Origin of the sequence: Corynebacterium falsenii, from assembly GCF_020099275.1 — a bacterium.
Taxonomy (GTDB): Bacteria; Actinomycetota; Actinomycetes; order Mycobacteriales; family Mycobacteriaceae; genus Corynebacterium; species Corynebacterium falsenii.
The window spans coordinates 1,048,232-1,060,299 of the sequence record NZ_CP083646.1 but is presented as its reverse complement, the minus strand read 5'-3'; the positions used below and the strand labels follow the sequence as shown (position 1 = coordinate 1,060,299).

Genomic DNA, 12,068 nt, shown 5'->3' with positions numbered 1-12,068 from the left:
ATCACGCATACGACCCGATGGCGACCGGCCTCCCGTCGCCCTGCCCTTCCTCAGCTGATCACCCACCCAACTCCAGGAAGAGCAAGACATGAGCACCAACTCCCCCTCCGACCCCACCAAGGCCCACACCCCACCGCCGAACAGCGAAGACGTCGAAGCTAACGTCTCCGCCGCCATCCGCCGCGCCGAGCAATGGCTCGAGGTCGAAGAGACCTCCAAGTCCACCAAGCAGCTCGCCGACATGGTGCACGACCCCGACGGCGTGGAGTTCACCTTCGCGTTCGTCGACCGCGTGGCCCGCCCCGAAGACAACAAGGTGGCGGCCAAGGAATTCATGAAGATCGCGCACCCCTTCAAGCGCACCGCGCCCGTGCCCGGATTCATGAGTCTGCTGGACACCATCCTCGTCACCGCCGGCTCCATCGCCGCGCCCATTCTGCCGAACGTGGTCATGCCCATCGCCCGCAACTACCTGCGCGCCACCGTGGGCCATCTTGTTCTCGACGCCGAATCGAAGGCCCTCGACCAACTCCTCGACTCGTCTGCTGAAGAAGGCTTCCGCCTCAACCTCAACCTGTTGGGCGAAGCCGTACTCGGCGAAGCCGAGGCACAGCGGCGCCTCGACAACATCGTGGAACTGCTGAAGAACCCCCGCGTGGACTACGTGTCCGTCAAGGCCTCCAGCGTGGTCAGCCAACTGAACCACTGGGACATCGAAGGCTCCACCGAGCGTCTCAAGGAACGCCTCCGCCCGCTCTACCGCGAGGCCATGAAGCGCGACCCCCACCCCTTCATCAACATGGACATGGAGGAGTACAAGGACCTCGACCTCACCATCAAGCTGTTCATGGAACTGCTGGACGAGGAAGAATTCCGCGACCTCGAAGCCGGCATTGTGCTTCAGGCCTACCTGCCCGACAGCTTCGGGGCCCTGCAGACCCTCGCCGAGTACGCCAAGCAGCGCCGCGCCAAGGGCGGCGCAAAGATCAAGGTGCGCCTCGTCAAGGGCGCCAACCTCTCCATGGAACGCGTGGATTCCGAAGTCCACGACTGGCCCCAGGCTACCTACCTCACCAAGGCCGAGGTCGACGCCAACTACCTCCGCCTCGTCGACTGGATCCTGCAGAAGGAACACGCCGACAACATCCGCGTGGGCGTGGCCAGCCACAACCTCTACCACGTCGCGCTCGCCCACGAACTGTCCGTGGCCCGCAACGTGGAACACCAGCTCGACATCGAAATGCTCCAAGGCATGGCGCCCGGCCAAGCCAAGGCAGTCAAGGACGTCGTCGGCGGGCTGATCCTCTACACCCCGGTGGTGAAGAAGGAAGACTTCGACGTGGCCATCAGCTACCTCGTGCGCCGCCTCGAGGAAAACGGCGCCCGCCAGAACTTCCTCTACGCCCTGTTCACCCCGGAAGACGACGATGATGACCTGTCCGGAATGACCCCCATGGAGAGCCAGGAGCTGCGCTTCCGGAACTCCGTTCGCGACCGTTGGGAAACATTCGCGGGGCGGCGTCGGACCCAAAACCGCTTGGAGGAAGAGGCCGGGAACAAGGGCTGCCAATCCGAAGGCCTGCCCGGCAACTTCGTCAACGAGCCGGACACCGACCCCGTGCTGCCCGCCAACCGCGAATGGGCCCGGCAGATCCTCGATCCGAAGAACGACCCCGGCGAACCGAAGAGCCCGCTGGTCACGGACACCGATACCGTCGACGCCGCCGTGGAGCGCTGCCTGAAGGCCTCCGCTGAATGGTCGAAGAAGACCGGCTGGGAGCGTGCCGAGGTGCTGGACAAGGCCGCCGACGCGCTGGCCAACAACCGCTCGAAGCTGATCTCCGCGGCCGTGTTCGACGCCGGCAAGACCATCGCCGAGACGGACCCGGAAGTCTCCGAGGCCATCGACTTCGCGCGCTACTACGCCGAGTCCGCACGCCAGCTCGACCACGTGCGCGGATCCGTGTTCACCCCGTACCGCTCCGTGGTGATCACCCCGCCGTGGAACTTCCCCATCGCCATCCCGCTGGGCGGCATCTTCGCCTCCCTGGCAGCGGGTGCGTGCGCGATCATCAAGCCCGCGCCGCAGGTGCTACGCATCGCCGAGGTGTTCGTGGACATCCTCCGCGAGGCCGGGATCACCGAGGACGTGCTGCAGCTCGTCAACGCCGACGAAGCAGACGCCGGCAAGCGCCTCGTCAGCCACCCAGACGTGGAATCCGTGATCCTCACCGGCGCGTCCGAGACCGCGAAACTGTTCCGCAGCTGGAAGCCCGAGATGGTGATCAACGCCGAGACCTCCGGCAAGAACGCCATCATCGTGACGCCATCAGCCGACCCCGACCTGGCGGTGGCCGACGTGTACAAGTCCGCCTTCGGCCACGCTGGCCAGAAGTGCTCCGCGGCCTCGCTGATCATCACCGTGGGATCCATGGGCACGTCCAAGCGGTTCATCAACCAGCTCGTCGACGCCGTGCGGTCCATCAAGGTGGGTCCGGGCTCGGACATCTCCACGTGGATGAACGGCGTGATCGAAGAGCCCGGCGAGAAGCTGATGCGCGGCCTCACCACCCTGGAAAAGGGCGAAAAGTGGCTGGTCAAGCCGGAGAAGCTCAACGAGGAAGGCACCCTCTGGAGCCCGGGCCTGCGCGATAACGTCAAGCCCGGATCGTGGTTCCACACCCACGAATGCTTCGGCCCCGTTGCGGGCATCATGCACGCCGAGACTTTAGACGAGGCAATCGAGTGGCAAAACTCCACCGGGTTTGGCCTCACCGGAGGCATCCACACCATCGACGTAGAGGAAAGCGCCTACTGGCGCGAGCGCGTGGAGGTGGGCAACGCCTACATCGAGCGCGGCATCACCGGTGCTATCGTGCAGCGCCAGTCCTTCGGTGGATGGAAGAACTCCTCCATCGGCAACGGCGCGAAGGCCGGCGGGCCGAACTACGTGGCCCAGCAGGGCACGTGGACCGAGGGCGACATCAGCGAACTCGCCGCCGGCACCCTGCCCACGCACATCACCCAGCTGCTGCGCGAAATCCGTGGCCTGGGCTCGCCCGTGCTGGACAAGGACGATCACGTCTGGCTGCGCCGGGCCGCGGAATCCGACGCCTACGCCATGTCCACCGAATTCGGCGTGGAACATGACAAGACCGCGCTGGTCGTGGAATCCAATGTGTTCCGCTACAAGCCGCTGCTGGAGCCGCTGCGCGTGCGCGTGAACCCCAACACAAAGCCGCGCGACGTGCTGCGTCTCAAGCTGGCCTCCGCCGCGACGGGCACGGACCTGGACATCTCCGCCACTCCAGAGGTCGCCCGCGAATGGGGCGAGCTAGGTGAGCAGATGCGCAAGTCCTCCGACCGAGACTTCGCGGAGGAAATCGCTACCGCGGAGTCGGCGCGCATCCGTAGTTTGGGTGACACCCCGGATGAGTTCTTCGAGGCGGCCGCGAAATCCGGTTCGGTGATACTGGATCAGGATGTGCTGCCGGACGGCCGCCGCGAGCTGCTGCCGCTGCTGCTGGAGCAGGCTGTGTCCACCACTGAACACCGGTTCGGCTACATCCACGGGCTGACCCCGTAGGAGCGAGTAGCACGCTGGGCCGAGGTTGGGGGCCGAGAGTCGGGGCTGGGGCTACGCCGACTCCTGCTGCTGGGCCATGCGCCAGCGGATCCCGGCTTCGAGGAACCCGTCAAGGTCCCCATCGAGGACCTTCGACGGGTCATTGACCTCGTAATTCGTGCGGAGATCCTTGACCATTTGGTAGGGATGCAGCACGTAGGAGCGCATCTGGTTGCCCCAGGAGTTCGAGCCGTCGCCCTTGAGGGCATCGAGCTCAGCGCGCTCTTCTTGGCGCTTGCGCTCCAGCAGCTTCGCCTGGAGCACCCGCATGGCTGAGGCCTTGTTCTGGATCTGAGATTTCTCGTTCTGGCAGGTCACCACGATGCCGGTGGGGATGTGCGTGAGGCGCACGGCGGAGTCCGTGGTGTTCACTGACTGGCCGCCGGGGCCGGAGGAACGGTACACATCCACGCGCACCTCGTTCTCATCGACATCGATGTGGTCGGTCTGCTCCACGACGGGCAGGATCTCGACCTCCGCGAAGGACGTCTGGCGGCGATTCTGGTTGTCGAAGGGACTAATACGTACGAGGCGGTGCGTGCCCTGCTCTACCGACAGTTCGCCATACATGTACTCGCCGTGCACCACGAAGGTAGCAGACTTGATGCCAGCTTCTTCGGCGTAGGAAATGTCGTAGACCTCGACCTTCTGGCCGCGCTTTTCCGCCCAGCGGATGTACATGCGCATGAGCATTTCCGCCCAGTCGGCGGCATCCACGCCACCGGCGGCGGAGCGGATGTTTACCACGGCTTCACGCTGGTCGTACTCCCCGGAGAGCATGGTGGTGACTTCCAAGGACTCGATTTCCTTGCGCAGTTCGGAGCGCTCGTCATCGGCCATGGACGCGGCATCTTTGGCCGCTTCCGGATCATCGGCGGCCTCTTCTTCGGCCATGTCGTACATGACGGGGATGTCGTCGAGCCGCTGGCGCAGGCCGCGGACCTTCTTGAGTTTGCTTTGCACTCGAGATAGTTCGGAAGTCACCTGCTGCGCATGATCCGGGTCATCCCAGAGCGACGGATCGGCCGCCTGATCCTCCAGCTCGCGGGCGCGATCGGAAAGCTCTTCTAGATTCAGCACCTTCTCGATCGTGGTGAGGGTGCCGTTCAAGTCGTTCAGGTCTGCGGTCACTTCCGGTTGCATAATGCGCAAGTCTACCCGGCAGCATGCACAATGGGAGTCATGGATTCTCTCAACAACTCCCCCATTCCCGAAGACATGCTCAACGCGATCATTAAGACGTTCATCGTGGCGCATGTCGACGACGGGGACGAGCACCTCGCCCAAGCCCTGGTGTACAACGCCGGCCGGTTGGCCTGGCGCATGCGCGAATCCGGCCTCACCACCGAAACAAAAACCTCGGTGAGCGACGTTGTCACCGCAGCCGACCGAGCCGCCGAGAAGTTCATCGGCGACGCACTACGCGCTATCCGCCCCGATGATGGCCTGCTCGGCGAGGAAGGCACCCGCGCCGAATCCTCCTCCGGGCGTACGTGGGTGATCGACCCGGTGGATGGCACATACAACTTCACAACCGGCTCGGACTACTGGTGCTCTGCGTTGGCGCTGGTCGAGGGCGACCCGAATGATCCGGATCGCCTGATCTTCGGCGCCGTGCACCGCCCGGCGATGGGCTACACCTGGTTCGGCGGACCGGACATTCCGACCACCCGCGATGGTGCCGCCGTGACAGTCGCCGATGTGTCCCGCGCCGACACGTGCCTGGGTGGTTACCTGCACCCCACCGATTTTTCCGACGCCACCCTGGCCAAAGCGTGGGTCGCGGTCGCTGGTGAGTTTGCGACGGTGCGGATGTTAGGGTCAGCCTCCATCGACCTTGGTGGCGTGGCCGGTGGCGAGATGGGCTGCTGGATGCAGCGCTCGGTAGCGTCGTGGGATTGGTTGCCGGGCCGGGCCTTGGTGGAAGGCGCGGGCGGTCGCGCCACCCGGGTCGATGCCGCTGGGGTGACGTGGTCCGTGGCTGGCGCTCCTTCCGCTGTGGCGGAGGTGGAGCAGGTACTCTCCGAGCTTTAGTGGAGCAGGTCTCTACTTCGGCAGGATTCCTTTCGCGTAGGTGGTGAACTCTTCGCCATGGGTGTTGACCCATGCGATCGTGTAGCCACCGTCTGATGTTGAGGCGTGCCACAACTTATTGGTTTTGAGGTTGTGGTGGGTTCGGCAGAGGCTTTGGAGGTTTGCGACATCGGTCGGCCCGCCAGCCGCGGGGTTGTCGTGATCGTAGGGCTCGATGTGGTCCTTGTCGCACAGCGTGGCGGGCACGTCGCAGCCCGGGAACCGGCAGCATCCATCACGTCCTGCAACGAATGCTTTCTGCTGCGCGGTGGGCGTGTACCCGCCCCTCGGTTCCGGAGGAGTGGCATCGTCCACGCTGTCCGCGTGGAATTGCATGTGATCGGCCTCCTCGCGGCTGATCACACCGACTCCGGGAATGAAACCTGGCCCTTGCACCATGCGGAACACGTGCACGTGGATCTTGGTGACGGTTCGGACAGTGGGGTCAGCGATCCCGTCATGCGCGTCGGTCTCGCCTGCACCATGAACTTGCCCATGAACTTGCCCATCAACCTGCCCTTCAATGCGATCGGCAATCACGTCCATCCGCGCCGCCGAGAGGTCCTGCCCCGTGGTTTCCGCGATCACCCTCGCTTCCTTGTTCACGAGCTCCCACAGCCGCTGCGATCGAATCCCCGGCATGGTCAGGCGCCAGGAATTGTCGTATTTCGTCGCTGACTGCCGTGAGTCTTTTTCCTTCTCCCCGGCGCCAAACGCCACAGGAAACTCCACCGCGAGAATCTTACGGAGGTGGTTCGCTAACTCCGACGCCGTTGGGTAGTGCACACCCCGGGCCTCAAAGAGATCCACCACGTGGTGCGCCAGGTAGGCGTCGAACTTCAGTGGCCCCATGATGTGCTGTTCATCGAGATGGTGCGCATATTCGTTGGCAACCGACCACACCGCGTCCCCGTGCCGAACGCTGATGGTGCCGGTGGCCCTCGCGTAGCTGGCGACCTCCGGCATCCGCGTGAGAATGTCGGCGGTGTGCGCCAGATCGATGGCGTCCCGGCAGCTGGATTTGCGGAATGCATGGATGCGCGAAATGCTCGGGTCGTCGGCGAACAGTGTCGCTAGTTCAATATCGGCTTTGTTTGCTATCTGTACGGCGTGGCGCAGCACCTCTGCCGACTGGCCATGCTCGTCCGGTGATTCGTCGGTCATGCCAAACCCTCCCCTAGGCGTGTTTTTGACAGTATCCACCTTACAAACCACTGAGACACTCACCCGCCCAACACAATACTTTTTCGATTCTTAGTTCGATTAACAAACTACATTGCCCCATGTTCCGAATCTCACGCGCCCCTGACTTCACTCCCAATAACACAAGCAACACTGCTAACATCAGCCCCATGACGGACTCTGCCTCCTCCCCCTACGCCAACGACCTCACCCTGGCCCTCTCCCTCGCAGACACAGCAGACGCCATCACGATGGCACGCTTCGAAGCCTCCGACCTCACCGTCGAGTCAAAGCCCGACCTCACCCCCGTCTCTGACGCCGACAAAGCCGTCGAAGAAGAAATCCGCGCCATTCTCCAAGCCCACCGCCCAGACGATGCCATCCTCGGCGAGGAATTCGGCGGAGAAGCCATCTTCGAAGGCCGCCAGTGGGTCATCGACCCCATCGACGGCACGAAAAACTTCGTCCGCGACGTCCCCGTCTGGGCCACCCTCATCAGCCTTCTCGTTGATGGCACCCCCGTCCTCGGCGTCGTCTCCGCCCCTGCCCTCGCCCGCCGCTGGTGGGCTGCCCGCGACATGGGTGCTTGGCGTTCTTTTACTACGACGCCCACACGCGGCGGCCACCCCGTGCCGTCCTCCGGGGCCCGGAAGTTGGCAGTGTCGTCCGTGAAAACCATCGGGGATTCCTCAGTAGCGATCAGCTCACTGTCCGGATGGGCGGACGCAGGCAAGCGCCAGCAGCTCCTCGACCTTACTGATCGCGCGTGGCGTCTGCGCGGTTACGGCGACTTCTGGTCCTACATGCTCGTCGCCGAAGGGGCCGTAGACATCGCCGCCGAGCCCGAGGTCAGCCTCTGGGACCTAGCTGCGCTCGTCCCCATCGTTGAGGAAGCCGGCGGCACTTTCACCGCCGTCGACGGCACCCCCGGCCCTCACGGCGGCTCGGCCGTCGCCACGAACGGCCTGCTCCACGAGGACACCATCAGCGCCCTCGCGGACTAGCTCTACTAGCTCTACTAGAGCGACTCTAGAAGTCCAGCGCCAGGTACACGGTATCGAGGTACTCCTCGATGCCTTCGAAGCCACCCTCGCGGCCCAAGCCGGATTGCTTCACGCCACCGAAGGGTGCAGCCGCGTCACTGATCGCGCCGCGGTTCACGCCCACCATGCCGGCCTCGATCTTCTCAGCGAACTGCATGGTGGCCTTCATGTCCTCGCCCATCACGTAGGCAGCCAGGCCGAACGGGGTGTCGTTGGCGACCTTGAGGGCTTCCTCGTCGCTGCTGACGCGCTGGATAGCCACGACGGGTCCGAAGATCTCCTCGTTGGCGATCGGGTTGTCCGGCGTGACGTTGGTCAGCACGGTTGCCGGGTACCAGAAACCATTGGGGTCCAGCTCCGGGTGGGTCTCGGACAGGTTGTCCAGCGCCTCGTTGCCGCCGAGCAGCACCTTCGCGCCACCATCGACAGCCTGCTTGACCAGGTCGATGACCTTCTGGCGCTGATCTTCGCTGACCATCGGGCCCTGCGTGGTCTTCTCGTCGGTGCCGGGGCCCATCACGAACGTCTTGAGCTTCTCGGTGATCTTGGTCTCGAACTCATCGGCCAGATCCTCGTGGATGATGAAGCGGTTGGCCGCGATGCACACCTGACCCGCACCACGCATCTTTGCTGCCACGGCCTGCTCCACGGACTTGTCCAGATCCGCGTGGCTAAGCACCACGAACGGCGCGTTGCCGCCGAGCTCCAAGGAGGTTCGGATGGTCTTCTCGGCCGCCTTCGCTGCCAGCGCCTGGCCCACGCTCGTGGAGCCGGTGAAGGTCAGCTTGCGGATGCGGTCATCCTCCAGCAGCGTGGAGATCCGCTTCGCGGAGGTGGTCGGCAGCACCTGGAACACGCCGTCCGGGATGCCTGCTTCCTGGCCGAGCTTTGCCATGTACAGCATCGTCAGCGGCGTCAGCTGCGCCGGCTTGGCGATCATCGTGCAGCCTGCGGCCAGAGCCGGAGCCAGCTTGCGGGCCACCATGGCCAGCGGGAAGTTCCACGGGGTGATCGCCAGCACTGGGCCCACCGGGCGGTGCGTGGTGGCGATGCGGCCGTTGCCCGCCGGTGCCTGGCGGAACTCGCCGGTGATGGCGGCTGCGCGCTCGGAGAACCAGCGGAAGTACTCGGCACCGTAGGCAACCTCACCCTTGGAGTCCGGCATTGCGCGGCCCAGCTCCAGCGACTGCAACACAGTCAGCTCGTCGGTGTGCTCGATGATGAGTTCGTAGAACTTGCGGAGGATCTCGGAACGCTCACGCGGAGCGGTAGCGCCCCACTCCGGCTGGACCTTCGCCGCGATGTCCAATGCCTCGGCGGCATCCTCTTCGGTCGCGCTCGCGACCTCGGCGATGGTTTTGCCCGTAGCGGCGTCGAAAACCGAGAGCTTCTCACCAGAAGAGCCCTCGCGCCACGAACCGCCAAGGAAAAGACCGTTGGGAACGTTGAATGTTAAACCTGCAGCTTCGATAGTGATCTCGTTTGTAGCCATGCCTCCATTAATACGCGTTTTCCACTACCGTGGGGGATATCGGAAGTAAAACTCACATGAACCACCGATATGAACCACCGACAAACCAAGGAGAGACAGTGTCTACCCCAGTGTCCATCCCAGTGAACCCGGAGCCCGCCACCGAGACGAGGGAATGGAAGAAGCTCACCGAGTACGTCGCCGAGATCCGCGGAACCAACCTGCGGGAACTGTTCGCGAATCAGCCCGGCCGTTCGGGCGACATGACTTTCAACGTGGGCCCCCTTCACGTAGACCTGTCGAAGAACCTCATCGATGATCGCGGTCTCCGCCTCCTCGGCGACCTCGGCCGCGCCATGGGGCTCGAGGATTACCGCGCCGCCATGTTCGACGGCCAGCACATCAACACCACCGAGGACCGCGCGGTCCTCCACACCGCCCTGCGCATCCCCGTGGAGCGGGAGTTTTCCGTCGATGGCCAGGACATCGCTGCGGACGTCCACGAGGTCCTGGGCCGCATGCGCGACTTCGCCAAGGCCCTGCGCTCCGGTAGCTGGCAGGGCGTGACCGGCCACACCATCAAACACGTGGTCAACATCGGCATTGGTGGCTCGGACTTGGGCCCGTCCATGGCATCCCAGGCGCTGCGTCCCTACCTCACCGCCGGCATCACGCCACACTTCATCTCCAACATCGACCCGGCCGACATTGAGGGCACCCTCGATGGCCTCGACCCGGAGTCCACGCTGTTTGTCATCTCCTCCAAGACCTTCACCACGTCGGAGACTCTGGCGAATGCCCACGCCGCACGCCGCTGGCTGCTGCGTTCCCTGGCCGATGCAGGCGTGGATGTCGAGGGTGAGGACGCTGTCAAGGACATCACCGCCAAGCACTTCGTGGCCGTCTCTACCAACGAGGAGAAGGTCGCCGAGTTCGGCATCGACACCGCCAACATGTTCGGCTTCTGGGACTGGGTCGGCGGCCGCTACTCCGTGGACAGCGCGATCGGCTTGTCCCTCATGGCCGCCATCGGCTCGCAGGATTTCATGAACTTCCTCGAGGGCTTCCACGAGGTCGATGACCACTTCCGCTCCGAGCCGATTGAGATGAACGTGCCCGTCATCATGGGTTTGCTGGGTGTCTGGTACGCCGATTTCCTCGGTGCGCAGTCCCATGCCGTGCTGCCATATTCCGAGGATCTGGAGCAGTTCCCCGATTACCTGCAGCAGCTCATGATGGAGTCCAACGGCAAGTCCGTCCGCCTCGACGGCTCCGCGGTCACCATGCCCACCGGCGAGATCTACTGGGGCAAGCCCGGCACCAACGGCCAGCACGCTTTCTTCCAGCTCATGCACCAGGGCACGCACCTGATTCCCGCGGATTTCATCGGCTTCGTCAATCCCCACACGGATAACGTGGCTTCCGATAGCGAGACCAGCATGCACGACATGCTCATGAGCAACTTCTTCGCCCAAACCAGGGTCCTCGCGTTCGGTAAGACCGCCGAGGAGCTGCGCGAGGAAGGCGTGGCTGAGGAACTGGTTGCGCACAAGGTCATGCCCGGCAACCGCCCGTCCACCACGATCATGGCGGACAAGCTGACCCCGAAGACCCTCGGCGCGCTCATTGCGCTGTACGAGCACATCGCGTTCGTGGAGGGTGTCATCTGGGGCATCAACAGCTACGACCAGTGGGGCGTTGAGCTGGGCAAGAAGCAGGCTAATGACCTGCTGCCCTCCGTATCTGGTTCCGAGCACGCGGACACGGGCGATTCCTCCACGGATGATCTGATCAGCTTCTACCGTCAGCACCGGGCTGACAGTTAGGGCACCACCAGATAATCCGCTCGAGCTCCCCGGCATCCAGGTCGGGGTCGCCTCCCGCGTCGACGCCACCCAGCGTCCCCTTGTGAATGGCCGCCCCACACCTCCGGCAGGCCTTGCCGTTGCGGCCAAACACGTAGTCGCTCATCCCGGGCCGGCGATCGCCAGTAAAGATGCGATGTGGCTCCAGTCGGTTTTCCCACATCACCTTCCGCGACAGGTCGATCGCCTGCGCCACGGTCGCCGCCCCGGCCGCGCCGACGGGCACCGCTGGGTGCAGGCCGATGAGGAACATGATCTCGGCGCGGTATTCGTTGCCGATCCCGGCCACGTTCTTCTGGTCCAGCAGCGCCGCCCCGAGGGAGCGCTCGGGCCGCTCGAGGATGCGCCGGATGGCTTCATCACGGCCGCCGTTGTCCCACTCTGGGTCGAGAATGTCCGGCCCGAGGTGCGCCACGACGTCGTGGTAGCGGGCGAAGGGGAAAATCCGCACGAAGCCGAGCTCGTGCCCCACGATCTCGATGTCCGGCCCGCCGGGGTGTTGCGGGCTGAGCCGCAGCACGATCCGCGCGGTGTAGGCGGGTTTGCGCCAGCGCGTCCCGGCGGCGTGGATGGCCCACATCCCCTCCATTTTCAGGTGCGTGTGCACCACCTGGTCGCCGATGTGCATGAATAGGTGCTTGCCGTACGGCCACACTTTGTGGACCGTGGCGCCGTCGAGTGTGACGGTGGCAAACCGCGGCACGCGCACGTCGGTGCGGGTGACGGTGCGCCCGGTCATCCATTGCATGCGGTTCGACAACCTGAGAACCGAATCTCCTTCTGGCATGCGACCCAGTTTAGGCGCCAGT

General features: G+C 64.1%; 8 protein-coding genes. 4 read left to right on the top strand and 4 right to left on the bottom strand.

Annotation, left to right across the window (positions count from 1 at the left end; genetic code table 11):
* The first annotated feature begins 88 nt into the window (after positions 1-88).
* A complete protein-coding gene (locus tag LA343_RS04665; protein WP_025402194.1) occupies positions 89-3,586 on the top strand; it encodes a bifunctional proline dehydrogenase/L-glutamate gamma-semialdehyde dehydrogenase in 3,498 nt (1,165 codons plus the stop codon).
* 51 nt (positions 3,587-3,637) lie between these two features.
* Here LA343_RS04665 and prfB read toward each other — a convergent pair whose 3' ends face one another.
* Positions 3,638-4,768 (bottom strand): peptide chain release factor 2, encoded by a 1,131-nt coding sequence (gene prfB / locus LA343_RS04660; RefSeq protein WP_025402193.1) that lies wholly within the window; start codon positions 4,766-4,768, stop codon positions 3,638-3,640.
* A gap of 39 nt (positions 4,769-4,807) precedes the next feature.
* Between prfB and LA343_RS04655 the strand changes: the two genes are divergently transcribed.
* The gene (locus LA343_RS04655; RefSeq protein WP_025402192.1) at positions 4,808-5,659 is read left to right on the top strand and encodes an inositol monophosphatase family protein; all 852 of its coding nucleotides are present in this window, start codon (positions 4,808-4,810) and stop codon (positions 5,657-5,659) included.
* Positions 5,660-5,671: 12 nt separating this feature from the next.
* Here the strand turns inward: LA343_RS04655 and LA343_RS04650 are convergent, their stop codons facing one another.
* Positions 5,672-6,862, bottom strand: coding sequence for an HNH endonuclease signature motif containing protein (locus tag LA343_RS04650; RefSeq protein ID WP_025402191.1), 1,191 nt, complete (start codon positions 6,860-6,862; stop codon positions 5,672-5,674).
* Positions 6,863-7,050: 188 nt separating this feature from the next.
* On the opposite strand from LA343_RS04650, the gene hisN reads away from it, so the two are divergent.
* A complete protein-coding gene (hisN, locus tag LA343_RS04645) occupies positions 7,051-7,884 on the top strand; it encodes a histidinol-phosphatase (protein WP_025402190.1) in 834 nt (277 codons plus the stop codon).
* Positions 7,885-7,909: 25 nt separating this feature from the next.
* Here the strand turns inward: hisN and LA343_RS04640 are convergent, their stop codons facing one another.
* Positions 7,910-9,415, bottom strand: coding sequence for an NAD-dependent succinate-semialdehyde dehydrogenase (locus LA343_RS04640; RefSeq protein WP_025402189.1), 1,506 nt, complete (start codon positions 9,413-9,415; stop codon positions 7,910-7,912).
* A 98-nt stretch (positions 9,416-9,513) separates the two neighbouring features.
* On the opposite strand from LA343_RS04640, the gene pgi reads away from it, so the two are divergent.
* Complete coding sequence (gene pgi / locus LA343_RS04635) at positions 9,514-11,220, top strand: glucose-6-phosphate isomerase (RefSeq protein WP_396021872.1); 1,707 nt, start codon at positions 9,514-9,516, stop codon at positions 11,218-11,220.
* Here pgi and LA343_RS04630 read toward each other — a convergent pair.
* Positions 11,186-12,046 carry a DNA-formamidopyrimidine glycosylase family protein gene (locus LA343_RS04630; RefSeq protein WP_025402187.1) on the bottom strand — a complete coding sequence of 287 codons (861 nt, stop codon included), beginning with the start codon at positions 12,044-12,046 and terminating at the stop codon, positions 11,186-11,188. The genes pgi and LA343_RS04630 overlap by 35 nt on opposite strands.
* Positions 12,047-12,068: the final 22 nt, after the last annotated feature.

Bases quoted from the DNA above. Each gene is read 5' to 3' on its own strand.
- LA343_RS04665 (WP_025402194.1), top strand. From the start codon at position 89: ATGAGCACCAACTCCCCCTCCGACCCCACCAAGGCCCACACCCCACCG.
- prfB (WP_025402193.1), bottom strand. From the start codon at position 4,768: ATGCAACCGGAAGTGACCGCAGACCTGAACGACTTGAACGGCACCCTC.
- LA343_RS04655 (WP_025402192.1), top strand. From the start codon at position 4,808: ATGGATTCTCTCAACAACTCCCCCATTCCCGAAGACATGCTCAACGCG.
- LA343_RS04650 (WP_025402191.1), bottom strand. From the start codon at position 6,862: ATGACCGACGAATCACCGGACGAGCATGGCCAGTCGGCAGAGGTGCTG.
- hisN (WP_025402190.1), top strand. From the start codon at position 7,051: ATGACGGACTCTGCCTCCTCCCCCTACGCCAACGACCTCACCCTGGCC.
- LA343_RS04640 (WP_025402189.1), bottom strand. From the start codon at position 9,415: ATGGCTACAAACGAGATCACTATCGAAGCTGCAGGTTTAACATTCAAC.
- LA343_RS04630 (WP_025402187.1), bottom strand. From the start codon at position 12,046: ATGCCAGAAGGAGATTCGGTTCTCAGGTTGTCGAACCGCATGCAATGG.